This is a genomic window from Synechococcus sp. CBW1004, assembly GCF_015840715.1.
In the GTDB taxonomy this organism is placed as follows: Bacteria; Cyanobacteriota; Cyanobacteriia; order PCC-6307; family Cyanobiaceae; genus Cyanobium.
The window spans coordinates 2,438,830-2,463,779 of the sequence record NZ_CP060397.1; the positions used below are offsets into that span (position 1 = coordinate 2,438,830).

Here is a 24,950-nt window from a genome sequence, read left to right on the forward strand (position 1 = left end):
TGCCAGCTGCCGGGAGGCCGCTCTGACCATCGCCCTGCGTGGTGTCCTGGGCCTGGCGTGAGCGGCAGCGTCATCCCCGCCTCCTGGCCAGGCCACCCCGTCGCTCCAGCAGGCCACTGACCAGGAGGATCAGGGCCATCACCCCGTAGCCCTGAGCCCAGGGGCGCCCCGCCCCCCAGCCCAGCTGCAGCACCGTGTCGGCCGGGCTGAACTGCCAGCCGTGGATCACCCCGAACCAGGCCAGCACCGCCGCCGTGGCCGCGATCGCCGCCGCTGCCATCAGCCGGAACTCGATCACGTAGACGAGCATCGCCGCCAGCAGCATCGCGGTGATGATCACCCCCTGTTCGAGGGCGAAGGCCCCGGCGGCCCACACGTCCGCCTGCTGCAGGGGCGCCAGCATCCACGGCCCGAAGGGCTGGGCGGCGCTGCCGGCACCCGCCGCCCGCAGGCCCGCCTTGAGCATCCCCGCCCCCCAGGCCGCCAGACCGGGCAGCAGCCCCAGCACCACCGCCGGTGCCTGCCGCATCGGCGTGGCCTGGAACGCCTGGGCGGCGATCACCAGACCGATGTACAGCACGATCGCCATGCCCGCCTCGATCGGCACCAGCTGGGCGATCACGCCGAACAGCCCCAGCAGACAGGCGAGCCCCATCACCAGACCGTCGAGCCAGGAGTAGCCGATGCGGGCGCCCATCCCCTTCCAGCCCGGATGGCCGATGTAGATGGTGGTCGGGAAGCAGGAACCCAGGGCGGCCGCGGCCACGGTGCCCAGGCCGTTGATGAGCATCGAACCGCGCACCGGATACGGATCGCCGGCGGCCTCAGCACTCTCAAGGTTCTGCAGCGTGCCCACCACGTTGAACAGCCCCATCGGCACCGTCACCCCCAGCCAGGGCAGCAGCTGATCGCGCCCCTGCCAGAGCGCCTCGAGCTGGAGCCGGGGAACATGCAGGCCGATCTGAGCCACACCGGCCTGCCAGCGGACCGGATCGATCGTCATCTGGCCCGTACCCCAGGCCAGGGCCACCCCCAGCAGCACCGCCAGCAGACCGGCCGGCAATGGCCAGCGCACCGGGCTGAAGTAGCCGACCAGGATCACGGTGAGCACCGCCAGGCCCACCAGCGGCCGGGCATAGGTGCGCAGCAGGAAGCCGAGGGCGATGTAACCGAGAGCGATGCCGGCCAGCGTTGAGAGCAGGGCGGCCCGCGGCAGCCAGCGGCGGATCCGATCGGCCACGAACCCACCGACCGCCTCGATCAGTCCGGAGCCCAGACAGGCCAGCAGCCCGGCCTGCCAGGACAGCTGCACCGCCTGCTCCAGAGACAGCCCCCGACTCAGCGCCACCTGCTTCACCGGCAGCATCACCAGGAAGACGTAGGCGAACAGGCTGACGGTGTTGATGCCATAAGGAAGGGCCGTGCGGTCGTCGCGGCCCTCGCGCTGCGCCAGCCGGTACGCCTGATGGGCATAGGCCAGATTCCCCACCACCAGGCTGATGCCGACGCCCGGCAGGATCGTGCCGAACACCAGCGCGTCCGGGTAGCCGAGCACCCCCTGGCAGAGCGCCACGATCAGCAGGATCTGAATCAGGTTGTCGAGCGCCAGGCCGAGGAAGCCATCCAGATCGCCCGGCACCCACCAGCGGGGCATGGAAACGGAGCTGGCCATCGACGCCCTGGGCATACCGCCTCATGCTGGGTGGTGCCTCGGTGACTGTCAGCCGGGAGCCAACGAGAGCCGGCTCACCACAAAAGCCCGGGAGCCGAAGGCAGCACTCGCCCCCGAGGGCGCGAGCCCCCCTGGGGCGAAACGGGCTGACGGCTCTCAACATGATGGAACGATCCCCAGCTGGCAGAGCCTCCTGATGCACGGCCCCCATCTGCCCCTCACCCCCGACCTCCAGCAGCAGCTGGCCGCCTGGCTGCAGGAGGACCTGGGCCGCGGTGACCTCACGGCGCCGGCCCTGGCGGGGGCAACGGGACGGGCCCACTGGATCGCCAGGGCCGATGGCGTGTTCTGCGGCGGCGTGCTGGTAGAACCGCTGTTCCGGTTGCTGGATCCCGAGGCCCGGGTGCGCCTGCTGGTGGCCGATAGCGCACCGATCGGCAGCGGTCAGCGGCTGCTGGAGCTGGAGGGTTCGGGGGCGGCGCTGGTGGCCTGCGAACGCACGGCCCTCAATCTGGCGATGCGCCTCTCCGGCATCGCCACCGCCACAGCGCAACTGGCCGCGGCCCTGGACGGCACGGGCGTGGGCCTGGCCGACACCCGCAAGACCACCCCGGGCCTGCGGGTGCTCGAGAAATACGCGGTGCGCTGCGGCGGCGGCATCAACCATCGCCTCGGCCTGGACGACGCGGCGATGCTCAAGGAGAACCACCTGGCCTGGGCCGGGGGCATCCGGCCGGCGGTGGCGGCGGTGCGGGCCTCAGCCCCCTGGCCGGCAAGGCTGATCGTGGAGGCCGAAACCGGCGAGGAGGCGGAAGCGGCGCTGCGCGCCGGCGCCGATGGCGTGCTGCTCGATGAGTTCACCCCGGAGCAGCTGACGGAGCTGGTGCCGCGGCTGCGGGCCCTGGCGACCGAGCGGGGCACACCGGTGATGCTGGAGGCCTCAGGCGTGCAGCCCGAACAGCTGAAGGCCTACGCCGACACCGGCATCGATCTGATCTCCTCCAGCGCGCCCATCACCCGCAGCCCGTGGCTGGATCTGAGCATGCGCTTCACGCTCAACTGGACCTGACACCGGCGGCACGACTCGGAGTGTCGTGGGTCATGAGGTGGCGAAATGCACCATCCGCCGGACAAATCCAGCCACCACCGTCACAATCCCGGAAGTTCCCGCGAGCGCTGCTCCATGCCGCGTCATCCCTTTTCGAAGCTGCTCCCGGCCAGGATCCTGCCGGCAGCTCTGCTGCTGGCCACCGCTCTGGCTCCGGTGGGCTCGGCCCGCGCCGAAGGGGTGGTGCAGCGGGTGGTGCGCAGCGGTCAGCTGGTGCTGGCGGGCCCATCCGATGCCCCGCCGCTGCTGAGCACCAACGCCAACGGTGACGCCCAGGGTTATGCCGCCGAAATCGCCCGCCTGGTGCAGGCGGAGCTCACGCAGATCATCGGCAAACCGGTGCAGCTGCGCTTCGAAGCAGTGGCCACCACCGCGGATCAGATCAACCGGGTGGCCGGCGGCAAGGCGGATCTCGCCTGCGGCGTGCCGTTCAGCTGGGCTCAGGATGCCAGCAGCGTTGATTTCACCCTGCCGATCGGCCTGTCGGGCCTGCGCCTGCTGGCCCCTTCCGGCCGCTTCGATGGCTCTCCCGCAGGGCTCAGCGGCCGCCGCATCGGCGTGGCGGCCGGCTCTCTGGGCCAGAGCCAGCTGCTGGGCATGCAGCCGAAGGCGGTGGCCGTTCCCTTCCCCAGCGCCGCCGCCGCCGTCAACGCCCTGATCGCCGGCCAGGTGGACGGCGTGATCGGCGATTCGCTGCTGCTGCGCAGCCTGGCCCGGAAACGGAATGCCACCAATCTGGTGCTCACCCCGGAGCAGTCGTATCAGCACTACGCCGTGAGCTGCGTGGTGCCTGAGAACGACTCGGCCTTCCGCGATGTGGTCAACCTGGCGATCGCCCGTCTGATGCAGGCCTACCTCGATGGCGCCGCCGAGGCGGTGGCCCTGGTGCACCGCTCCGTGGGCCCCGACAGCTCCGTGGCCATTCCTCCCGAGACGATCCGCATCTACTTCGAGAATGTGATGTTCGGCGTCGAGCCGATCCGTCCCCTGCCCCCCGGTCAGGCACCTTCCGCCCGCCCGGGCAACTGATCGCACCCTGCCTCTCCCCCGTTCCTCCACCGCGCTCCCATCCCCGCCATGGCGTTCCTCTCCCGCTCCCGCCTGTTCGGCCTGTTGCTGATCCTGGCCTCGCTGCCGATGGATCCGGGCACGGCCCTGGCCAGCAGCGGCGCTGCGGCGCCCACCCCCGCGACGCCGGCCAACCCCGGCGCCGAGGCGATGGAAGCGCGACTGCAGCGCATCGCCGCAGCCCTCCGCCAGCAGGGTGTCGAAGGCACGGAAGGCAGCACGATCCCGGTCGATTCCGTGGCCTGGGTGGGCTGGGGCAATGGCGGAGCGGGAATCGGCTGGGGCAACGGCGGCTTCCGCAATGGCGGATGGGGCAATGGCGGCTTCCGTAACGGCGGCTGGGGCAACGGCGGCTTCCGCAATGGCGGATGGGGCAACGGCGGCGGCGGCTTCCGCAACTTCCGCAACTGGTGACGGTGCTGGCAGCCATGGCCGCCGACACCAGGCCCGCAGCCAGTTATGGGCCGGTGAACCTGCTCGTGGTGCAGCCCACCCCCTTCTGCAACCTCGACTGCGACTACTGCTATCTGCCGAACCGGGACAATCGCAGTCGGCTGTCGATGGAGATCCTGGAGCTGGCGCTGGAGCGGGTGCTGGGGAGTCCGTTCTTCCGGGCGCCCTTCACCCTGCTCTGGCATGCGGGCGAGCCGCTCACCGCCGGCATCCGCTTCTACGACGAGGCCGCGGCCGTGATCGCGGAGGCGCTGCAGCGCCATGGTCTGCCGGCTGACACGGTGACCCAGGCGATCCAGACCAACGCCACGGTGATCGACAAGGCCTGGTGCGACTGCTTCCGCCGCAACGGCATCCAGGTGGGCATCTCAATGGATGGCCCGGCCTTTCTGCACGACGCCCATCGCCGCACCCGCACCGGCCTGGGCAGCCACGCGGCGGTGATGCGCGGCATCGACTGGCTGAAACGTGAGCAGGTTCCCTTCCATGTGATCAGCGTGCTGAGCGCCGATGGACTGGATCACGCCGATGCGATCTTCGATTTCTTCGTCGAGAGCGGCATCCAGCTGGTCGGTTTCAACATGGAGGAAACCGAAGGGGAGAACAGCCGCTCCAGCCTGGAGAGTCCCGATGCGGAACAGCGCTACGTGGCCTTTCTGCAGCGCTTCTGGCAGCGCCTGCAGCAGCAGCCCGATGCCCTGCGACTGCGTGAGTTCGACGGCATCACCAGCCTGGCCTGCGGCGAGGAACGCCTGGCCAACACCGACATGAACTGGCCGTTCGTGATCGTCAATGTCGATGTCAACGGCAATGTCTCCACCTTCGATCCCGAGCTGCTGTCGGTGAAGACCGAGGAGTTCGGCGACTTCGCCTTCGGCAATGTGCGCACCGACAGCCTGGTGTCGCTGCTGCAGAACGAGAAGTTCCAGCGGGTGGAGGCGCAGGTGCACGCCGGCGTGGAGCGCTGCCGCCAGAGCTGCGCCTACTTCGGCCTGTGCGGCGGCGGCGCCGGCAGCAACAAGTACTGGGAACACGGCACGTTTGATTGCACCGTCACCCAGGCCTGCCGCTACCGCACCCAGCTGGTGGCGGACGTGGTGCTCGATGGCATGGAGAAGGCCCTCGGACTGGCGGCCTGAGCCCTACAGCAGCCCCGCATCCTGCAGGGCGTCGGTGAAGCCGAAGGCGCGGATGTCGTGGAGTCGATCGACGAACAGCAGCCCGTCGAGGTGGTCGCATTCGTGCTGCACAACGCGCGCATGGAAACCCTCCACCTCCTGCTGGTGATGGCCCCCGGCGGGATCGCGCCAGGCCACATGCAGACGCTGATGGCGCCTCACCTGGCCACGCAGGCCCGGCACGCTCAGACAGCCCTCCCAGCCCAGCTGGGTCGCGTCGCCGAGGGGTGTGAGCACCGGATTGATCAGCACCGTCTCCGGGATCGGCGGCGCCTCGGGGTAGCGGGGATTGGAGGTGATCCCATAGATCACAACGCGCCAGGGCACCCCGATCTGGGGAGCCGCCAGGCCGGCGCCATCGCGGGCCGCCATGGTGTCGCGCAGATCCGCGATCAGAGCCTGCAGTTCTGCGCCGCGGAACAGCGCCTCCGGAAGGTCCTCCGAGCGCTGCCGCAGACGTGGATCCCCCAGACGCAGCACCTCCCGCACAATCATGACGCCCTGCGCTCCAGGTGCAGGGCCTCGTTGCTGCCCCGATGCCCCTGGTCATAGCGGCTGGGGACGAAGCGGCCCTGCCAGACGGCCGGCCGCTCCGCCAACAGAGCCTCGGCATAGGGATGGCGGCGGGCCTCCAGAGCAATCGTGTGGGCCGGATAGAGCCGCACCTCACGGCGACTGACGCGACAGAGCTCGGCGAGGGCGCGGCGATGCCAGGCCAGATCCAGCCCCGCCCCGTCCATCAGACCGCCATCGGCCAGGGGCGCGTAGGAGAACAGCAGATGGCCGCAGAGCACCAGATCGAAGCTGCCGTCAGCGAAGGGAAGATCCGGCAGGGAAGCGGTGACGTAGCGATCGGGATGGGCGCGGCGATCGGCAAGGAACTCCCGCAGGGCCTCAAGGTGCTCCTGGCGGCAGTCCTCCAGTGAAAAGTCAGGGCGGATGTCATGGCTGCCGGCCAGCACCGCCATGGCGTGGTCGAGATCGATCAGTGCGCGGCGCTCCAGCTCGGCCGGCTCGAGGTCATAGAGCGGATCGACCGCGGTGACCTCGCACCCCTCGGCACGCAGCAGGGCCGACAGCGACCCTGGGCCACCAGGGCAGTCGAGCACGCTCAGGCCGCGCCAACGGGGCAGCTCCTCGGCGAGGTTGAACATGCGCAGCGCCTGCTCACCAAGCCGGCCGTAGAACACCACGTTCTCAAACTGCATGGCCGTTGACACGCTGCGGCCATCATCGGCAGTGCCAGGACCGGTGCGGAGGCAGGACGCCGCCGGGGGGATGATCGGAGCCGTGACGGCCCCCGCTGGCCGCCGCCGCCCGGACGTCTTCACCACCACCCATGCTCCGCCTCGCCCAGACCCTCGACAGCCAGCTGCGATCGGCGATGGAGCGGGCCTTCCCGGAGGCGGGGGCGGCGCGTCTGGACCCCCAGCTGGCGCCGGCCAGCAAGCCCGAGTTCGGCGATTTCCAGGCCAATGGCGCCCTGCCCCTGGCCAAGCCGCTGGGTCAGCCGCCCCGTCAGATCGCCCAGGCGATCGTCGCTCAGCTCCAGGCGGATCCCGGCTTCCAGGAGCTCTGCCTTGATCCACAGATCGCCGGCCCCGGCTTCATCAACCTGACCCTTCGCCCGGAGCGCCTCGCCGCCGAGGTGGCTGCAAGGCTCGGCGACTCACGCCTGGGGGTGCCACAGGCCACAGACGGCGACGAGCCGGTGCTGGTGGATTTCTCCAGCCCCAACATCGCCAAGGAAATGCACGTGGGGCATCTGCGCTCCACGATCATCGGCGACGCTCTGGCGCGGGTGCTGGAGTTCCGCGGCCATCCGGTGCTGCGTCTCAACCACGTGGGTGACTGGGGCACCCAGTTCGGCATGCTGATCACCCATCTCAAGCAGGTGGCGCCCGAAGCCCTGGAGCACCCCGACGCGGTGGATCTGGGCGACCTGGTGGCCTTCTACCGCCAGGCCAAGGCCCGCTTCGACGAGGACGAGGCCTTCCAGACCACGGCCCGCGAGGAGGTGGTGAAACTGCAGGGAGGCGACTCCGAGTCGCTCAAGGCCTGGCAACTGCTGTGTGACCAGAGCCGCCGCGAATTCCAGAAGATCTACGACCGCCTCGACATCCGCCTGAGCGAACGGGGCGAATCGTTCTACAACCCCTATCTGCAGGCAGTGGTCGATGACCTGAAGGCAGCGGGATTGCTGGTGGTGGATGACGGCGCCGGCTGCGTCTTCCTCGAGGGTGTGCAGGGCAAGGACGGCAGGCCGCTGCCCCTGATCGTGCAGAAGAGCGACGGCGGCTTCAACTACGCCACCACCGATCTGGCGGCGATCCGCTGGCGCTTCGCGGCGCCGCCCGAGGGTGATGGCGCCACCCGGGTGATCTACGTCACCGATGCCGGCCAGGCCAGCCACTTCGCCGGCGTGTTCCAGGTGGCGCGGCGCGCCGGCTGGATCCCCGAGGGCTGCCGGGTGGAGCATGTGCCCTTCGGTCTGGTGCAGGGCGAGGACGGCAAGAAGCTCAAGACCCGCGCCGGCGACACGGTGCGGCTGCGGGATCTGCTCGATGAGGCGGTGGAGCGGGCCGAAGCCGACCTGCGCCGTCGCCTGGGCGAGGAGGAACGACAGGAATCCGAGGACTTCATCCAACACGTGGCCACCACCATGGGCCTGGCGGCGGTGAAGTATGCCGATCTGTCGACGAACCGCATCACCAACTACCAGTTCAGCTTCGACCGGATGCTGGCGCTGAGCGGCAACACGGCGCCCTATCTGCTGTATGCGGTGGTGCGCATCGCCGGCATCGCCCGCAAGGGCGGGGATCTGACGGGCAGCGACGCCGCGGCGGACAGCCTCCAGTTCAGCGAACCCCAGGAATGGGCCCTGATCCGCGAGCTGCTGAAGTTCGACGGCGTGATCGCCGAGGTGGAGGAGGAGCTGCTGCCCAACCGGCTGTGCAGCTATCTGTTCGAGCTCAGCCAGGTGTTCAACCGCTTCTACGACCAGGTGCCGGTGCTCAAGGCCGAGGGGCCGGCCCGCGGCTCACGCCTGGCCCTGTGCCGGCTCACCGCCGAGACACTGAAGCTGGGCCTGGGCCTGCTAGGCATCCCGACGCTGGAGCGGATGTGAGAGCGCCGCTGCCATGGCCTGGCCTGTCTACGCTCATGGCAGCCATTGCTTCGACTCCGCGGTGATCGCGTCGCTGCACGATCGCGACTTCTATGGCTGGGTGGAGCAGCAATGTTCTGCTCTGCAGGCACGCGACAGCAGTCGCCTCGACTGGGATGGGCTGAGGGAGGAGCTCGAGGCCTTGGGACGCCAGGAATACCGCGAGCTGGTCAGCCGACTGGGCGTGCTGTTGGGGCATCTCCTCAAGTGGCAGCTCCAGCCGGAACGCCGTTCCCGAAGCTGGTTTCTGAGCGTGCGGGAGCAACGCCGGGCGATCACGCGCCTTCTGGAGCAGAACCCGAGCCTGCGCTCGCGCCTCGATCAAGCCCTGTCAGACGGTTTTCAGGGCGGGGTGGATCTGGTGTTGCGCGAGACCGACCTGGCCCTGCGCGCTCTTCCCCAGCAGTCGCCCTGGTCCTTGCCGGAGGCCCTGGCAGCCGAGACCCTCTGCGATACCCGTGGTGACTGGAGCGATCTGGGCCTGTGACCGGTTTCCCCTCAAGCACTGACGCTGTCGCGTTGCCCTTCCCCCCGGCACGGCCCGAGGTGGAGAACCTCAAGGCCTACAGCGCCCCGCTCGAGGGGCGCCGTCAGTTGCTGCGGCTCGACTTCAACGAGAACACGATCGGGCCCAGTCCGCGGGTGGTCGAGGCGCTGCGGGCGATCCCGGCGGAAGCCATCGCCATCTACCCGGAATACGACGGCCTGCGCGAAGCGGTGGTGGCCAACCTCAGCGATCGCCGCGGGGGCCGCCCTGGCCTGACCCGGTCGCTGGATCCGGCCCAGGTCGGCCTGTTCAACGGGGTGGATGCCGCCATCCACGCGCTGTTCCACGCCTACGGCGACCGGGGCGACACGCTGCTCACCACCAGCCCCACCTTCGGCTACTACAGCCCCTGTGCCCAGATGCAGGGCATGGCGATCGAGGCGATCCCCTACGACCTGCCGGATTTCGCCTTCCCCTTGCAGGCGATCCGCCAGGCCCTGCAGCAGCCCCGGAGCGGCCGGCCGCCGCGGCTGCTGCTGCTCTGCAACCCCAACAACCCCACCGGCACACGCCTGGCCCCGGAGCCGATCCGGGAGCTGGCGGCATCCGCACCTGACACCCTGGTGGTGGTGGATGAGCTGTATGAGGCCTTCACGGGCGACAGCGTGCTGCCGCAGGCCGATTTCAACGCCATCCCCAATCTGCTGGTGCTGCGCTCGCTGGCCAAGACCGCGGGTCTGGCGGGGCTGCGCATCGGCTTCGCGATCGGCCATGCGGCCGTGGTCGATCGCATCAGCCGGGTCACCGGCCCGTATGACATCAACAGCTTCGCCGTCACCGCGGCCTTCGCCGCCCTGGAGGACCAGGACTACGTCGAGGCCTACGTCGCTGAGGTGACGCGCGCGCGCAATTGGCTGGTGGGACAGTTGCAGGCCGCCGGCGTGCGCCACCACGCCGCAGGGGGCAATTACCTGCTGCTCTGGCCCACCCAGGATCCGGAGATGGTGGAGCAACGGCTGAAGCACGAGGCGGGCATCCTGGTGCGCTCGATGGCCGGCAAGGCGCTGATCGATGGCTCGCTGCGGGTGAGCCTCGGCACCAGCGAGCAGATGCAGCGGTTCTGGGCGGCCTATGCCGCGATCGAATCGCTCAAGGCATGAGCGCAGGCGCCGTCGCCACGCCTCAACGCATCACCTGAATCACGGTCTGATCCCCCAGCGGCGGCACCAGCGACAGGGAGGCGCCGCCTCGCACCACCTGAGTGGGGGCCATGGCCTGCAGGAACGGCTCCATCAAGCCCTGATCGCAGCTCGGCGAGGGAGAGCCGTTGCGGTATTGCACCGGAATCACCCGGCGCGGCTGCAACTCCCTGACCACCGCCGCCGCCTCGGCGCCGGTGTACACCTTGGCACCGCCGCCCACACCGATGATCAGCACGTCGGGTCGGCCCAGCAGCACCCGGTCCTCGGGCTTCAAGGAAGCGGCGGTGCCGCCCAGGTGGGCGAACTCAAGGCCGCCCTGCTTCCATCGCCAGAGCGTGGCCAGGCCGAAGCGGCGGCCGCCCACCCGGTCATGGGGGGCGGCGATGCCCTCGATCTGCAGCCCCGCCACCCGGTAGGAACCCGGCCTGACCAGGAAGCGTCCTCTCGCGACCTGGGCGCCTTCATCCTTCAGGCGGCTGCTGGCCAGGATCACATCGGCGCTGACGCGGGGTTCCGGCAGGCCGGCGGCGCAGCCCACCGCCTGGAACGGATTGAGCAGCACCGTGGCACCACCGCCCCGGATCAGCAGCGCGCTGTGGCCGTAGCTGGTGATCGTGACGCCGCCTCCGGCGGCGCGGGCCGGGGCCTGCAGACCCGGAGACGAGGAGAGTGCCAGAGCTGACGCCGCCAGCGTCAGTGCCAGACCAGGCCGGAACAGCCCGCGGCCGGTCAATCCGAAACAGGTCATGGCCGGCGTGGTGGCAACAGCGTCGGCGCGAAGCTAGCAGTGGCGTCAGGCCGGAACCGCCGCCACACCGGCCTCAGGCGCGAACGCCGTCGCCTGGCGCAGGAAATTGGCCAACAGCCGGTGGCCCGCCTCGGTGAGCACGCTCTCGGGATGGAACTGCACCCCCTGCAGGTGTGGATAGTCGCGATGGCGCAGGCCCATGATCGTGCCGTCCTCCAGCCAGGCGGTGATCTCCAGGCACTCGGGCAGGCTCCCGCGCTCCGCCACCAGGCTGTGATAGCGGGTGGCCGTGAGCGGATCGGGCAATCCCTCGAACACACCCTGACCGCTGTGGCGCACGGGCGACGTCTTGCCGTGCATCAGCTCTCCGGCGCGCACCACACGACCACCGAACACCTGAGCGAGGCACTGGTGCCCAAGGCAGACCCCCAGGGTCGGCGTGGTGGGGCCGAGCTGGCGCAGCACCTCCAGGCAGATACCGGCCTGATCCGGATCACCGGGGCCGGGCGAGATCAGGATCGCCGCCGGCGCCAGGGCTCGGATCTGCTCGACGGTGAGGGCATCGTTGCGCTCCACCCGCACCGTGCGGGCCAGGGGATGCTCGGCCGCCAGCTCACCCAGGTACTGCACCAGGTTGAAGGTGAAGCTGTCGTAGTTGTCGAGAACCAGGAGCATCGCGAAGGACGGCGGATCGGGCCGGTGCCTAGAGGCCGAGACGATGCAGCAGCGGCGGCACCAGCAACAGCAGGGCAATCATCATCGACGACAGCGCCGCCACGAGGACGGCTGCGGCGGCGCAGTCCTTGGCGATGCGCGCCAGCGGGTGAAACTGGCGGCCGATCGCCAGATCGACGACGGCTTCGGTGGCGGTGTTGAGCAGCTCGAGCACCAGCACCGCGGCCACCGTGAGCACAAGCACCGCGAGGCGATCGGGGCTGAGCTGCAGCCACAGCCCCAAGCCGAAGACCAGCGCACCTGTGAACACATGAATGCGGAAGTTGCGCTGGCTGGCGAAGCCATAGGCCAGACCCTGGGCCGCATAGCGGAAGCTGGCCGGCAGATCGCCCGCCACCTTCCAGGCCCCCACCCTCAGCCGGCGACCTCGGCGATGCACCTCCGCCCCCAGATCGTGGGTGCCCCCCTCGCCGCGTCCCACCTGCCGCAGCGGAGGAGGAGTGTCATCGGGACGGGGCATCGGCATCAGCGGCGGCACACCCGTGTGGTCGGCACACTACCGCTCCTTTCCGGCAACGGAAGCCCCCAGCGACAGGCGAGGCGCCCCTGCGCCGGGGCGGGCCGGAAGCGCACAGGCCCCCGAAGGCTCAGTCCGGGATCGCGCGGCCGGCAGGCACCGCCGCCAGCAGCGCCTCCTGACGGGCCAGCATCGCCGCCAGGCTGTCCTCATCGGGGTGATCCCAGCCGAGCAGATGCAACAGGCCATGGCTGGCCAGGAACAGCAGCTCCCGCGGCAGGTCATGGCCGTGCTCCCCGGCCTGGCGGGCGGCCGTTTCCACCGAGATGACGATGTCTCCCAGCTCCAGCGGCTCACCGGCATCCTCCGGGTCGTCGCCCTCAAGCCCGCTTGACAGGGGCATCGGCGGGGCGTCGTCCAGCCCCTCATCCTGGGCCGCGAAGGCCAGCACATCGGTGGGGCCGGCCTTGCCGCGCCAGTCGGCGTTCAACGCGGCGATCTCGGCGTCATCCAACAGGCTCAGGCCGGCGCTGTAGGCCTGCGACTGCAGCTCCGCAGGCAGCTCCGCAGACAACTGACCGAGCCAGCAAGCCAGCAGCCCCTGCCAGATCGCCTCGGCCTGCAGGGGATCGAGCCAGACGCCCCCGGCCTGCAGCAGCTCCGGCGGGAGAGCCTCGGCGGCTGAGAAGGCCAGGTCGAGGTCCACCGCGGCGGCAGCACCGATGGGGGGCGAAGGAGAACCGGCCCGATCCGAAAGGTCGCTCACTGTTCAGCCCCCGGGGAGCTGGGGCCGGCCCAGCCAGGCGATCAGCACCAGGAAGCCTGTGAGTCCAAGGGCGGTAAGGCCGAAATGGAACAGGCTCTGGCGGCCCTTGCGAACCATGTTGCGCATCGCCAGCTTGACGAAGCTCTGGCGCTCCGGCTGGGCCGGGGCCGCGGCGGGCGGGGCGGAGGATGGCTCGCTCATGGGTGAAATCAGGTGTCGGCGGGGAGGCGCTCCAGGGTGCCCGGCCAGGCCAGGATCGCGCGATCGGCGGTGAGCAGGCAGGCCCGGTGGCGAAGCGCGGTGGCGGTGATGAAGCGATCCGCCGGATCGGCGTGGAACCCATTCAAATCCGCACCCAGCAGCGCCGTGGCGCCATCGAGGGGCAGCTCCAGCAGACCAGCCCCCAGCCAGTCGCTCCGCCACTGTGAGGCAGGGCGGCGCAGGTCGATGCGACCCCGCTGATGCAACAGGGCCGCCTCCCAGAAGCTGATGGCACTGACGGCCACACGGCCGGCCGGCCAGGCCTGGGAGATCGCCTGCCTGGCCACGGCACCGAGGTTGGCGTCATCGCGATCGAGCCAGAGCAACACGTGGGTGTCAAGCAGGATCACCCCAGGGCCTCCCATGGTTCATCCAGGGGAGCCAGAACATCGCCGAGCAGCTCGAGATCCGGATGGAGCCCGAAGGGAGAGGCAGGGCGGGTGAGGGAACAGGGATGCAGCTCCGCCACAGGGCGCCCGTTCTTGGTGATCACCAGCACGTCGCCATCCCGTGCCACTTCATCCATCAGGCCCAGGCAACGGGCCTTGAACTGGCTTGCACTGATTGTGCGGCGCATGGCGTGGAGGAGGCGCTGAGGCCAGCCTAGACGCTGATGACCATGAGAATGACCATGGTCATCAGGTGAACAGGCGGCTGATTCCCCGGGCTCCCGGGGTGGCCGCAGCGGCGCTCACACGGGGCTCGGCCTCACCCCGCGCCCTCAGCCTTCCGGCTCGGCACCCACCTCGACGCCGGCATGCAGCAGGCTCTGGATGAACGGGTCGAGATCGCCGTCCATCACCCCCTGCACGTCGGTGGTCTCGTGCTGGGTGCGCAGGTCCTTGACCATCTGGTAGGGGTGGAACACATAGTTGCGGATCTGGTTGCCCCAGGCCGCTTCAACGATGTCGCCGCGGATGTCGGCGATCTCGGCGGCGCGCTGCTCCTGGGCGATCACCAGCAGCTTGGCCATCAGCAGCGCCATCGCCTTTTCCTTGTTCTGCAGCTGCGAGCGCTCCTGGGTGCAGCGCACGAACAACCCCGTCGGGATGTGCAGGATCCGCACGGCCGTCTCCACCTTGTTCACGTTCTGACCGCCGGCACCGCCCGAACGGCTGGTGGTGATCTCCAGGTCCTTGTCGGGGATGTCGAGCTTCACCTCCTCCTCGATCTTGGGCATCACCTCGACGCCCGCGAAGCTGGTCTGGCGCTTGTCGTTGGCGTTGAACGGCGAGATGCGCACCAGCCGGTGGGTGCCCTTCTCGTTGCGCAGATAGCCGTAGGCATAGCGGCCCTCGATCTCGATCGTGCAGCTCTTGATGCCCGCCTCCTCGCCCTCGCTGAGTTCGTCGACGGTCACCTTCATGCCGTGGTCCTCGGCCCAGCGCGTGTACATGCGCATCAGCATCAGAGCCCAGTCCTGGGCATCGGTGCCGCCGGCGCCTGCATTGATGCTGATCACGGCGCCCTCCTTGTCGTAAGGGCCGCTGAGCAGACGCTCGAGCTCCCAGCGATCCAGATCGGCGCGCAGGGTCTGCAGACCCTTGTTGGCCTCCTCCAGCAGATCAGCGTCGGGCTCCAGCTCGTAGAGCTCCAGGGTGGCCTCGGCATCGGCCACAGCCCCACGCCAACGCCGCAGCTGCTCCAGCTGGCCCTTCACCTCATCGAGCTGGCGCATCTTGGCCTGGGCCTGCTTCTGGTCGTCCCAGAAGTCGGGCTGGGAGGCCAGCTGCTCGAGATCCTGCTGCCTGGCGTTCAGTGCAGGGACGTCAAAGACAGTCCTGGGCATGGCCCAGGCGGTCGGTGAGCTCGGAGAGATCGCGCTTGAAATCGGTGAGATCGAGCACCGGCAGCAGAGAAACGGTGATGATGCCGACCGTACCAGCCGTGCCGAGGGCCGATGACGCAGCCCCGGCCAGGATCCCCGTGGAGCCACCTGCCTAAGATCACCCCCCGAGGCCAGTCGCCCCGGTTCCGCAGCATGGCTCCCGCTCAACCGGCCCCGACCCCACCGCCGCCCCCCGTGGCGAAGGTGGACTTCTACCGTCACCGCTTCTCAGCGGACTGCATGCGCGCCAAGGCGCTGCTCGACCGCAAAGGAGTGACCTACAACGAATTCATCATCGACTCCGACGACGAAAGCCGCCAGGTGATGCTGCAGCGCTCCGGCGGCAACGACAGCGTGCCCCAGATCTTCATCAACGGCCGCGCCATCGGGGGCACCGAACAGCTGGAGGCCCTCGATCTGGCCGGCCAGCTGGATCTGATCCTGGGCGAGCAGCCGCGCGACGTCCACGCCGAGGAGGCCAAGGCCGCCCAGGTCAGCGAGGAGGCCCCCCAGAGTGGCGTGCGCGGCCTGTTCGCCCGGTTCGGACGGTCGTGAGTCACGCTTCCGCGCCCGCCGGGGCCCAGCTGTTCGTCATCGATCCGATCGAGCGGCTCAAGCCGTCGAAGGATTCCAGCGTCGCCCTGATGGAGGCGGTGCAGCGCTCCGGGGCCCAGGTCTGGATCTGCACCCCCGGCGATCTCTGCGCCCTCGGCAGCCGGGACGGCACCGGCCGGGATGGCCACAGTGCCTGGGCTCAGGCGATGCCGCTGCAACTTCAGCCGATCAGCGTCGGCCCGGACGGGTGGCAGGTGGCCAGCCCCTGGTTCGAGACCGGCCCGGCTCAGCTGGTGCCGCTGCAGGGCTTCGCGGCGGTGTGGATCCGCAAGGACCCACCGGTGGACGAGGCCTACCTCTATGCCACCCATCTGCTGGAGATCGCCGAACGGCAGGGAGCGCGGGTGATCAACCGGCCTGCCGCGCTGCGGGCCTGGAACGAGAAGCTCGGCGCCCTGCGCTTCAGCCATTGGATGGCTCCCTCGCTGGTGAGCAGCCGGGTGGAGCAGCTGCGCGGCTTCGCCGCCGAGCACCGGGAGGTGGTGCTCAAGCCCCTCGGTGGCCGGGCCGGCCAGGGGGTGGTGTTCGCTTCCTCCGCCACCCCCGGCCTGGGGGCGCTGCTGGAGCTCGTCACAGGCCAGGAACAGCTGCCGGTGATGATCCAGGCCTTTCTGCCAGGGGTGCGCAGCGGCGACAAGCGCATCCTGCTGGTGGACGGCGAACCGCTGGGCGCGGTGAACCGGGTTCCCAAGGGGGGCGAGTTCCGCAGCAACCTGGCGGTGGGGGGCTCGCCTGAAGCCACCGATCTCAGCGACACGGAACGACGCCTCTGCGCTGAACTGGCGCCGGTGCTGCGGGCCGAGGGGCTGTTCTTCGTCGGGATCGACGTGATCGACGGCCGACTCAGCGAGATCAACGTCACCAGCCCCACCGGCATCCGCGAAGTGGAACGGCTGAGCGACATCCCCCTGGCCGATCAGACCATCGCCCGCCTCGCCTCTCTGCCAGCAACCGGATCCATCCAGTCCTGAAGGGGCCAGGCCAGCTGCTGAACCGCAACGATCCGCCGACCCACGACATCCAACAGCTCTGAGCCACCGGTCAGCGGATCGTTCCCGCCGTCTGCTCAGCGCGGCACCGGCAGGTTGAGCTGCTGCTGCAGCACCCCCAGCTTCAGGCCCACCTCCTGCAGTTCCCGCTCCGGCCTGGAGCCGCGCACCAGCCCGGCGCCGGCGGTGAGCTCCAGGCGGTCGCCACGCAGGATGCCGCTGCGGATCGCCACCCGCAGGTCGGTGTCACCGGCCGTGTCGATCCAGCCGATCGGCGCGGCGTAATGGCCCCGCTCGAAGGGCTCGAGGCTGCGCAACCAGGCCATGGCCTCCCGCCGCGGCAGACCCGCCACGGCGGGGGTGGGATGGAGGGCCGCAGCCAGGGCCAGAGGCGGCTGAGCCGCCAGAGGAGCGGTGATCGGCGTGTGCAGATGCACCAGGCCCCCGTGACGGGCCAGGCGGGGATGGCGTGGCCGTCGCGGCTGCAGACCCATCTGCCCCAGCACGGCGGTGATCGCCTCCACCACCAGCTCATGCTCGTGGCGATCCTTGGCGGAGCTCAGCAGGGCCTCCGCGCCGCTCAAAGGCGCGGTGCCCGCCAGGGCATCGCTCCGCAGCTGACCCTGGCGCACGGTGAGCAGCCGCTCGGGCGAGGCCCCCAGCAGCGCCTCGCGGGGTGACTGCTGCCACAGGAAGCGGCAGCTGCCGGGCTGGCTGCGGCGCAGATGCCGCAGCAGCTCGAGGGGGTCGAGCCCACCATCCAGGCGCAGCTCCTGACGCACCGCCAGCACCAGCTTGCGCAGCTCACCGCGCTCCACCAGCTGCAGGGCACGCTCGAGGGCGGTGCGATACCCCTCCTGCCAGGCGGAACCACCGGTGATCGAGGCCCTCGCGCCCGGGGGGGGCACCGGTTCCGCCGCCAGCCGTTCGAGGCGCCGGGCGGTCTCCCACAGCTCCTCCGCCAGGCTGCGCGCGGTGACGTCGCCGCCGAGGCTGCGCTGCAGCCGCAGCCAGCAGTGGCGACCCTGGCGGCTGAGCTGCCAGCGGGGCAGCACGGCCTGCACGCCCGCAGCCCCACTGGCCGGATGGAGAGGGCTGTCGAAGAAGGCGAAGGCCAGCAGCACCCGCGGCCGCGCCAGGGGCGGCAGGGTGCCGCCGGGAAGGGCCAGCCGACTGAGGCTGAGGGTGCTGAAGCGCTGCGCCAGCTCGAAGCGACGGGGCCCGCTCAGCTCCAGGGTGTTGCAACGGCCGCTGGCGGCCAGGCAGAGGCCGGGGGCACCGTCCCAGAGGAAGCGGAAGCCGTCGTCGTCGCCGGCCAGATGGGGCAGGAGAACCAGCGGATCCAGGCCGGCCAGGGGCAGGGCCAGGCTGAGCACGCCCTCGTCGTCCCCGCGACGGGCGGCAGCCCTCTCCAGCCGGCGGGCGGTGGCGGCGGCAAGCGCCAGCAGCTCGGAAAAGGAAGGTGGAGCCTGCACCAGGGAGCGGAGGACCAGCGCCGGAGGCTGCACAAATGTATGGGGCCTCCCCGCCCGCGGAACGCGGTCGCCATGGTTGAGCCCGAGGTCGTCGCAAGCCGTTACGCCCGCCGACCACCGGAATCTCCCCGGGCTCTCCCGCAGTTCTGGGTGTCCGATCCTGCGGTCAGGTCGTCGGTCTGCGCTGATCCCCGGTCAGCCAGGCGTCCAGGCTGGTCGGACGGCCAAGGGCGTTGCCCTGGAACAGCGGCACGCCGAGATCACGCAACTGGTTCAGGGTGGCTGGATCCTCAATCCCTTCGCCCACCAGTTGCACGCCCATCCGGGTGCCCAGCTCGGCGACCAGGCTGATGATGTGGACGGCGCCGCTGTCGCTGTGGATCGCCTGGGTGAAGCTTTTGTCGATCTTCACCACTTCGGGTTGCAGGGTCTTGAGCAGCATCAGGGAGGAGTAGCCCGTGCCGAAGTCATCGAGGGCGAGCCGGGCACCGGCCTGGCGCAGCTGCGTCAGGTTCTGCTTCACGGTGGCATCGGGCTCAAGGATGGAGTGTTCGGTCAGCTCCAGGGTCAGCTGACGTGGATGGAGACCCCGGCACTGCAGTTGCTCCAGCAGGGAGGCGGCCAGGCCAGCGCAGAGCAATTGACTCGGGGTGAGGTTGAGGTAAAGCCGGAGCGTTGGGTAGCGCTGCTGCAGCTGTTGAAAGCCATCGAGGGAGAGGCACAGCAATTCGTGGCCCAGCTTCGGCATCTGGCGGTGCTGTTCGGCGAGATCCAGAAACAGCGTCGGCGCAATCCAGCCCTGCTGTGGATGGTGCCAGCGGGCCAGGGCCTCGGCACCATGCAGCTCTCCTGTGCGATCTCGGATCGGCTGGAAGACCACCTGGAGCTGCTGATGGCGGATGGCGGCCATCAGATCGTTGAACAGCTGGTAGTTGCCCAACTGCGGCGTCCTCTCCAGAACGTCCAGTCCGACGATGCGGCTGTCGCGACTGCGTTTGGCCTGATACATCGCCTGGTCGGAGCGTTGCATCATGAGGCCCACATCCTGTTCCGCTGGATCCACCAAGCTGATGCCGATGCTCAGGCTCACGTTGATGGCCTGCTCACCGATCCTGACCGGCTCGGACAGGCTGTCCACCATCGCCTGGGCCCGTTCTCTGGCCTGCGTGCTGAGGTCTTCAGGGTCCGCTGTGGAGCTGTCAGCAAAGTCCATGATCACGGCCAGCTCATCGCCGCCGTAGCGGGCCAGGAAGTCGCCGGCACGCAGCACGCGTCGCAGGCGCTGGCAGACACTCACCAGCACGCCATCGCCGACAGCGTGGCCAAAGGTGTCATTGATGACCTTGAACTTGTCGATGTCGATGAACAGCACGGCGAACCACTGCTGCTGCTCGCCGTGATGCCTGGTGGTCTCGGTCAGTTGCTCAATGAAATAGCGGCGATTGGGCAGCTGGGTGAGCGCATCGAACAGGGCCAGTTCGCTGGCGGTTTGCAGCACGTGCTGGAACCGCTCGCTCAAGTGCTCCAGGCGCTGGCTGGGGCGGTGGCCGGTCGCGTCCGTGCTCCGACTGGCCCCGCTGAGGCGGCCAAGGATCCGGCGGCTGTCGGCCCGGCCGCGATCCGGCAGCGCGGTCTCGAACACCTGGTCAAGGGCGTGGCAGGTGCTTCGGATCGTCTGGGTGGCACGTCGCTCCACCTCCAGGCGCCGGACGCGTTGGCGACGCCGTTCCAGTTGGGTGACCATCCGTAGCGCCAGCACCAGCCCCGGGATGGCCAGCAGCAGGGGTAGATCCCCCAGCAGGGATCGCGTCACGAGCGGCAGCAGATCCGGCCGTGGCAAGCCGAGCAGGCGTCCACCGCTGGAATGAATCCGTGGTTCGATCAGCTCCAGTTGCGGCGACGAAGCGCTGCCTTCATCGGGCAGGAACACCAGGTCACGTTGCAGGGTGCTGAGCCGATTGCGGATCCGCTGGGAGTACTCCTGCTTCAGCAGCGGGCTAAGCATCACCAGCGTCCCGGAGTTGGCGGGCGCGGTGCTGTCGCTGTTGCTGACGAGTGTGGCGGCGCCGAGGTACAGGGCGTCTCCCTCCCGACAGGCCAGGCGCAGAGGGGTGTCCGTGTCGGTGATCCGCCCGACGTTGTCCTGGGCACAGCGGATCAGGTCCGGAAAGTCGGGCCGCTGGAATGTCGGTGCGGTGTGAACCAGAGCGACGGAGCGGTCCGGTCGAAGCAGGATCAGAACCGTGCCGTCCTCGAAGACGGCTCCTTTCCAGAGGTCATGGCTGACAAATCTGGGATTGCGCCCCTGGGCAAAGGCATAGGTCTTGTCCCAGTGGCCCCAGTCAAAGGAAGCCCGCCCTGCAACGGCCAACCCGGCTTCCATGATCGCCAGGGTGTCGTCCCTCTGCCCCTGTTGCTCCTGACTGATCGTCTGGCCGCGCCGCTGCACCTGCAGCGCCATGAGGGGGGCCAGCACCAGCAGACAAAGGGCGCTGCGGCGGAGAAGGGTCGTGCGTGGCAGCGGTGAGCGCAGCTCCTCCTTCCACCAGGCCTGCAGCGCCGGGAGCAGGGGCATCCTGGCGGTCATAAAGACGCCTGGGTTGGCCGGCCGCGCGCTGCAGTTGTCAGTATCACGTCGCAGCCTGGTTAGGCGCCAAGAGTAACCAGCGTCACTTCGACTGCTCAAATGTATGGGCCCTCCCGCGTCGCCAGTTGCCGCTGCCCGCGTCCACACCTCAGGTCGTCGCAGGCCTTCCGGCCGATGGCGCCCAGCGCCGCCAGCTCTGGAAGGCCGCCATCAAGTGGCCGATGTACGCGGTGGCGGTGATGCCGGTGCTGCTGGCCGCCGGCTGGCGGCTCGGGGCCGGGCTGCCGATTCGGGTCGAGCAGCTGGTGCTGTTTCTCCTGGCGGCCGTGCTGCTGCTGGCCTGGGAGAATCTGACCAACGATGTCTTCGATGCTGACACCGGCGTCGATGCCATGGGCAAGCCCCACTCGGTGGTGAACCTCACCGGTCGCCGCGACCGGGTGGCGCTGCTCGCCAACGGCGCCCTGCTCCTGGGCCTGGCGTTGATGGCCCTGGTGGCGCTGCGCAGCTCACCGCTGGTGCTCGCCCTGGTGCTGGCCTGCTGCGGCCTCGGCTACGTGTATCAGGGGCCGCCCTTCCGCCTGGGCTACCGCGGGCTGGGTGAACCGCTCTGCTGGCTGGCCTTCGGTCCCTGCGCCACCGCCGCCGCCCTCCTGGCCCTGGGTCCCGCCGCCGAACCCGGCCAGGCGACCGTGGTGCCATGGGCCACGGCCCTGGCGCTCGGCAGCGGTCCGGCGCTGGCCACCACCCTGGTGCTGTTCTGCTCCCACTTCCACCAGGTGGAGGAGGACGCCGTCCACGGCAAGCGTTCCCCGGTGGTGCGACTCGGCACCGCCCAGGCCGCCGGCCTGGTGCCCTGGTTCGTGGCCGCGGCACTGGCGCTGCAGTGGGCTCCGGTGCTGCTGGGCCAGTGGCCGCTCACCGCCCTGCTCGGGGTGGTCGGCCTACCGCCGGCGCGCGCCCTGATCCGGCTGTTGCGGGACCATCACCTCGACCCGGCCCTGATCAGCGGCAGCAAGTTTCTCGCCCTGCGCTTCCAGGCCCTCAACGGACTGGGGCTGAGCCTGGGTCTGGCCATCGGCCCCTGGTTTGCGGCCGGCACCGGGGCCTGGAGCGGTGGACGCTGAAGCGGGGCGTGGCGCCGCATCGTTCGCCCCACCGCCTGGACGCCTGTCCACCGGAACACTGCTCCGGCTGGAGTGGCGGCCCTATCAGTTCGAGCTGGCCCGTGACCTGGTCACCAGCCAGGGGGCCTGGAGCCTGCGCCAGGGCTGGCTGCTGCGGCTGGAAGCGCCGGAGGGTCCCGTGGGCTGGGGCGAGGCGGCGCTGCCGCCCATGGCGATCGGGCCCGATGGGGACAGCGTGATCGCCGCGGCCTGGGACGCCCTGACCGCACTGCCAGCAGCGCTGCAACGCGACGCGCTCGAGACGCGGCTGCCGGACCTGCCGGCACCCCTGGCCTGTGCCCTGGGCATGGCCCTGGCGGAGCTGGATGGCCTCGGCTCGGCCGCAGACGGGGGCTGGCTGACGGCTCCGCCCTCGGCGCTGCTGCTGCCCGCCGGCCCAGCGGCAATCGCGGCCCTGGAGGAGGAGCTCCGAAGGCCCACGCCGGATCCCCCGATCCCAGCAGACAGCGCGGATCCGGGGCGTTCTGTCGACGCAGCGGGCAGGGCCGATCCCGGGGCAGCCCCGCTCGGACCGGGGGACACCGCCCAAGAGACCCAGGACACCGGAACGTCGGCGGGGACTGGCACCGCGTCGGCCTTCACCGTGAAATGGAAGGTGGCCAGCGGCGACGACGGGCTGGAGCGGCGCGTGCTGGAGACGCTGCTGGAACGCCTGCCCCACAAAGGCCACCTGCGGCTCGATGCCAACGGCGGCTGGGACCGGGCCACCGCCTGGCGCTGGGCGGAACGGCTGGCCGGCGAACCGCGGCTGGACTGGCTCGAGCAGCCGCTGCCTCCCGACGACCAGGCGGGTCTGGAGGAACTGGCAACGCTGGTGCCGGTGGCCCTGGATGAATCGCTGCGGCTCGACCCACAGCTGGTGGCGGACAGCTGGCGCGGCTGGCAGGTGCGCCGTCCCTTGGCGGAAGGTGACCCGCGTCCGCTCCTGGCGGCCCTGCAGGCCGGCACGCCCAGGCTGATGCTCAGCACCGCCTTCGAGACGGGCATCGGCCGGCGCTTCCTGCATCACCTGGCAGGCCTGCAGGCCCGCGGGCCCACCCCGACGGCGCCGGGCCTGGCGCCGGGCTGGCGACCCCGCGGCGACCTGTTCGCGCAGGAGCCGAAGACGACCTGGGAGGCGGCGGGATGAGACGCTCCGCCCGAAAACGACCGGATCGGCCGGAACGGACCGGAGCGGAGGCGGCGCCATGACCCTGGCCCTGGTCCGTTGTCTGGATGATCCGCAGGCCCTCTGGGAGGAACTTGAAGGCCACTGGCGGCAGGGCTCCCTGGTTGGATTGGCCCCACCGCAGGAGCGGGCCGCTCTGCAGGAGGCCGTGCTTGGTGGGACCGCAGCGATCGGGGACGCACAACACCCTCCAGGCCACCTCCCGCCCGCACCCCAGGGCCGGCTGCACGCCAACGGCCCCACGGAGCCTCTCCACCCGGTGGCGTCGCTGGGATCCGAGGGCTCCTGGGGAGCGGCCCTGGTGCTCGGCAGCGGCGGCAGCAGCGGTGGCCGGCGCTGGTGCCTGCAGCCCCTGGCGCATCTGCAGGCCTCCGCCCGGGCCTGCGGGCTCTGGCTGGCCGATCAGGGCATCGATCCGCAGCGCTGCCTGCATCTCGATGCGCTGCCGCTCCATCACGTCAGCGGCCTGATGCCGTTGATCCGGGCCCGCACGTGGGGCGCGGAGCTGCGCTGGCTGGCGCCCGACCTGCTGCGCGGGCCGGCGTTGCTGCCACAGGCCTGCCCGCTCCCGGGCGACCGGCCGGTGGTGCTGTCCCTGGTGCCCACCCAGCTGCAACGCCTGCTGAACAGCCCGGAGGCCGTCGCCTGGCTGCGGGGCTGCGCCGTGATCTGGGTGGGTGGAGCCGCACTCGCTGACGACCTGGCCACCCGGGCCCGGGCCGCGGAGCTGCCGCTGGCCCCTTGCTACGGCGCCACCGAAACCGCAGCGATGGTCTGCGCCCTGCCACCAGGGCGGTTTCTGGCCGGTGAACAGGGCTGCGGCTCGCCCCTGCGGGATGTGGAGCTGCGGCTGGAGGGCGAGGCCGGGGCGATCGCCGTGCGCAGCGCCCGCCTCAGCCCCGGCTGGTTCGCGATGGGCCGGCTGCACCCCTTCCGGGACGCCGAGGGCTGGTGGCGCAGCGGCGATGCCGGCACGTGGAGCACCGAGATGGCGCCTGGGGCGCCATCGGATCAGCCGACGTCACCGACCCGCACCCCGACGGTGTCTGCTGCCGGCCCTGAGAGTCGCAGCCTGATCATTCACGGCCGCCTTGACGGCGCCATCCACAGCGGCGGCGAAACCGTGTTTCCGGACCAGGTACGCGAGCGCCTGCTCGGCCTCATCCAGGCGGCCGGACTGCCGGTGGCGGAGCTGCTGCTGCTGGGCGAACGCGACGCGCACTGGGGAGAGCGGCTGGTGGCGCTGGTGCGCTGGGAAAGCACGGATCCACCGCAACAGGCAGGAGCGGACGATCAAGCGCCCTTCACAGAACTGGCCGCCCTGGCACGGGCATTACCGCCCAGCCAGCGACCGGCGCGCTGGCTGAATTGTCCAACGCTCACACCCGCCGACACGGGAAAATGGCAACGGTCACGCTGGCGACAATGGCTTCTGTCGCAGCCAGCACACCTGCATTGACAGCGGCAGAAAGGATGTCTATAAACCGGTCACAATCGATGCAAAGTTATGAACGAGACCGAACTTGCTGAGGTCAACAGCAAGAAGCTGGCCGCCGGTCTTCTGGGTCTTTTGCTCGGCTCACTCGGCATCCACAAGTTCATCCTGGGCTATACAACGCCTGGCGTCATCATGCTTGCGGTTTCTCTCGCCGGTGGGCTTGTCACCTGCGGCATCGCCAGTGCGGTGATGGGTGTGATCGGATTGATCGAAGGCATCATCTATCTCACCATGACGCCTCAACAGTTCAAGACGCTCTACATCGATGGCCGCAAAGAATGGTTCTGATCAGTGGTTCGGGC

General features: G+C 69.7%; 26 protein-coding genes. 13 read left to right on the top strand and 13 right to left on the bottom strand.

Going from position 1 to position 24,950, the window contains the following annotated elements; genetic code table 11:
* Positions 1-70: 70 nt before the first annotated feature.
* Complete coding sequence (locus tag H8F25_RS11620; RefSeq protein WP_197210548.1) at positions 71-1,672, bottom strand: NCS2 family permease; 1,602 nt, start codon at positions 1,670-1,672, stop codon at positions 71-73.
* A gap of 196 nt (positions 1,673-1,868) precedes the next feature.
* Between H8F25_RS11620 and nadC the strand changes: the two genes are divergently transcribed.
* The 4 genes from nadC (at position 1,869) to grrM (ending at position 5,440) form a co-directional block, all read left to right on the top strand.
* Positions 1,869-2,741: a carboxylating nicotinate-nucleotide diphosphorylase gene (gene nadC / locus H8F25_RS11625; RefSeq protein WP_197210549.1), complete on the top strand. Its 873-nt coding sequence runs from the start codon at positions 1,869-1,871 to the stop codon at positions 2,739-2,741.
* Positions 2,742-2,855: 114 nt separating this feature from the next.
* Positions 2,856-3,809, top strand: a complete 954-nt coding sequence (gene grrP, locus H8F25_RS11630; protein ID WP_197210550.1) for an extracellular substrate binding-like orphan protein GrrP — start codon at positions 2,856-2,858, stop codon at positions 3,807-3,809.
* Between the two features lie 48 nt (positions 3,810-3,857).
* Positions 3,858-4,262, top strand: a complete 405-nt coding sequence (gene grrA / locus H8F25_RS11635; RefSeq protein ID WP_197210551.1) for a GrrA/OscA1 family cyclophane-containing rSAM-modified RiPP — start codon at positions 3,858-3,860, stop codon at positions 4,260-4,262.
* 5 nt (positions 4,263-4,267) lie between these two features.
* Positions 4,268-5,440 (top strand): cyclophane-forming radical SAM/SPASM peptide maturase GrrM/OscB, encoded by a 1,173-nt coding sequence (gene grrM, locus H8F25_RS11640; RefSeq protein WP_370525886.1) that lies wholly within the window; start codon positions 4,268-4,270, stop codon positions 5,438-5,440.
* 3 nt (positions 5,441-5,443) lie between these two features.
* Here grrM and def read toward each other — a convergent pair whose 3' ends face one another.
* Both def and H8F25_RS11650 read right to left on the bottom strand, forming a co-directional pair.
* A complete protein-coding gene (gene def / locus H8F25_RS11645; RefSeq protein WP_197210553.1) occupies positions 5,444-5,974 on the bottom strand; it encodes a peptide deformylase in 531 nt (176 codons plus the stop codon).
* Entirely contained in the window at positions 5,971-6,687 is a 717-nt protein-coding gene (locus H8F25_RS11650) for a methyltransferase domain-containing protein (protein WP_197210554.1), read from the bottom strand. Before H8F25_RS11650 ends, def begins: the two co-directional genes overlap by 4 nt.
* 131 nt (positions 6,688-6,818) lie before the next feature.
* Between H8F25_RS11650 and argS the strand changes: the two genes are divergently transcribed.
* Genes argS through H8F25_RS11665 form a run of 3 tightly spaced genes read left to right on the top strand, consistent with a single transcriptional unit; the run spans position 6,819 to position 10,292 of the window.
* The gene (gene argS / locus H8F25_RS11655) at positions 6,819-8,606 is read left to right on the top strand and encodes an arginine--tRNA ligase (protein ID WP_197210555.1); all 1,788 of its coding nucleotides are present in this window, start codon (positions 6,819-6,821) and stop codon (positions 8,604-8,606) included.
* A gap of 13 nt (positions 8,607-8,619) precedes the next feature.
* Positions 8,620-9,132 (top strand): DUF29 domain-containing protein, encoded by a 513-nt coding sequence (locus H8F25_RS11660; RefSeq protein WP_197210556.1) that lies wholly within the window; start codon positions 8,620-8,622, stop codon positions 9,130-9,132.
* A 32-nt stretch (positions 9,133-9,164) separates the two neighbouring features.
* Entirely contained in the window at positions 9,165-10,292 is a 1,128-nt protein-coding gene (locus tag H8F25_RS11665; protein WP_197210557.1) for a histidinol-phosphate transaminase, read from the top strand.
* 22 nt (positions 10,293-10,314) lie between these two features.
* Here H8F25_RS11665 and H8F25_RS11670 read toward each other — a convergent pair whose 3' ends face one another.
* From H8F25_RS11670 to prfB, 8 genes are all read right to left on the bottom strand, one after another.
* Positions 10,315-11,082 carry an MBL fold metallo-hydrolase gene (locus H8F25_RS11670; RefSeq protein WP_197210558.1) on the bottom strand — a complete coding sequence of 256 codons (768 nt, stop codon included), beginning with the start codon at positions 11,080-11,082 and terminating at the stop codon, positions 10,315-10,317.
* A gap of 45 nt (positions 11,083-11,127) precedes the next feature.
* Entirely contained in the window at positions 11,128-11,757 is a 630-nt protein-coding gene (locus tag H8F25_RS11675; RefSeq protein ID WP_197210559.1) for an aminodeoxychorismate/anthranilate synthase component II, read from the bottom strand.
* A 28-nt stretch (positions 11,758-11,785) separates the two neighbouring features.
* Positions 11,786-12,277 (bottom strand): diacylglycerol kinase family protein, encoded by a 492-nt coding sequence (locus H8F25_RS11680; protein ID WP_197210560.1) that lies wholly within the window; start codon positions 12,275-12,277, stop codon positions 11,786-11,788.
* Between the two features lie 127 nt (positions 12,278-12,404).
* Positions 12,405-12,980 carry an rRNA maturation RNase YbeY gene (ybeY, locus tag H8F25_RS11685; RefSeq protein ID WP_231596799.1) on the bottom strand — a complete coding sequence of 192 codons (576 nt, stop codon included), beginning with the start codon at positions 12,978-12,980 and terminating at the stop codon, positions 12,405-12,407.
* A gap of 63 nt (positions 12,981-13,043) precedes the next feature.
* Positions 13,044-13,241, bottom strand: coding sequence for a DUF3285 domain-containing protein (locus H8F25_RS11690; RefSeq protein WP_197210561.1), 198 nt, complete (start codon positions 13,239-13,241; stop codon positions 13,044-13,046).
* Between the two features lie 8 nt (positions 13,242-13,249).
* A complete protein-coding gene (locus H8F25_RS11695) occupies positions 13,250-13,666 on the bottom strand; it encodes a type II toxin-antitoxin system VapC family toxin (RefSeq protein ID WP_231596800.1) in 417 nt (138 codons plus the stop codon).
* Positions 13,648-13,878 carry a type II toxin-antitoxin system Phd/YefM family antitoxin gene (locus H8F25_RS11700; protein WP_197210563.1) on the bottom strand — a complete coding sequence of 77 codons (231 nt, stop codon included), beginning with the start codon at positions 13,876-13,878 and terminating at the stop codon, positions 13,648-13,650. The genes H8F25_RS11695 and H8F25_RS11700 overlap by 19 nt, the downstream gene beginning before the upstream one ends.
* 144 nt (positions 13,879-14,022) lie before the next feature.
* Positions 14,023-15,097 (bottom strand): peptide chain release factor 2 gene (prfB, locus tag H8F25_RS11705; protein ID WP_231597366.1). Its coding sequence is split into 2 segments (ribosomal slippage): positions 14,023-15,072 and positions 15,074-15,097, totalling 1,074 coding nucleotides; the frame shifts between segments, so codons are not numbered across the junction.
* Between the two features lie 185 nt (positions 15,098-15,282).
* Here prfB and H8F25_RS18185 point away from each other — a divergent pair.
* Positions 15,283-15,684, top strand: a complete 402-nt coding sequence (locus H8F25_RS18185; RefSeq protein WP_197210565.1) for a glutaredoxin domain-containing protein — start codon at positions 15,283-15,285, stop codon at positions 15,682-15,684.
* A complete protein-coding gene (gene gshB, locus H8F25_RS11715) occupies positions 15,681-16,715 on the top strand; it encodes a glutathione synthase (RefSeq protein WP_197210566.1) in 1,035 nt (344 codons plus the stop codon). The genes H8F25_RS18185 and gshB overlap by 4 nt, the downstream gene beginning before the upstream one ends.
* 95 nt (positions 16,716-16,810) lie before the next feature.
* Here gshB and H8F25_RS11720 read toward each other — a convergent pair whose 3' ends face one another.
* Together H8F25_RS11720 and H8F25_RS11725 are read right to left on the bottom strand one after the other, a co-directional pair.
* Positions 16,811-18,208, bottom strand: a complete 1,398-nt coding sequence (locus H8F25_RS11720; RefSeq protein ID WP_197210567.1) for an isochorismate synthase MenF — start codon at positions 18,206-18,208, stop codon at positions 16,811-16,813.
* A gap of 166 nt (positions 18,209-18,374) precedes the next feature.
* Entirely contained in the window at positions 18,375-20,783 is a 2,409-nt protein-coding gene (locus H8F25_RS11725) for a bifunctional diguanylate cyclase/phosphodiesterase (protein WP_197210568.1), read from the bottom strand.
* A 233-nt stretch (positions 20,784-21,016) separates the two neighbouring features.
* On the opposite strand from H8F25_RS11725, the gene menA reads away from it, so the two are divergent.
* The 4 genes from menA to H8F25_RS11745 are packed head-to-tail and all read left to right on the top strand — an operon-like array spanning position 21,017 to position 24,936.
* On the top strand, positions 21,017-21,922 hold the full coding sequence (gene menA / locus H8F25_RS11730; protein ID WP_197213781.1) for a 2-carboxy-1,4-naphthoquinone phytyltransferase: 906 nt from the start codon (positions 21,017-21,019) through the stop codon (positions 21,920-21,922).
* Complete coding sequence (locus H8F25_RS11735) at positions 21,912-23,111, top strand: o-succinylbenzoate synthase (RefSeq protein WP_231596801.1); 1,200 nt, start codon at positions 21,912-21,914, stop codon at positions 23,109-23,111. The genes menA and H8F25_RS11735 overlap by 11 nt, the downstream gene beginning before the upstream one ends.
* A gap of 58 nt (positions 23,112-23,169) precedes the next feature.
* Positions 23,170-24,609 carry an AMP-binding protein gene (locus tag H8F25_RS11740; RefSeq protein WP_197210569.1) on the top strand — a complete coding sequence of 480 codons (1,440 nt, stop codon included), beginning with the start codon at positions 23,170-23,172 and terminating at the stop codon, positions 24,607-24,609.
* 48 nt (positions 24,610-24,657) lie between these two features.
* The gene (locus H8F25_RS11745; protein WP_197210570.1) at positions 24,658-24,936 is read left to right on the top strand and encodes a TM2 domain-containing protein; all 279 of its coding nucleotides are present in this window, start codon (positions 24,658-24,660) and stop codon (positions 24,934-24,936) included.
* The last annotated feature ends 14 nt before the right edge of the window (positions 24,937-24,950 follow it).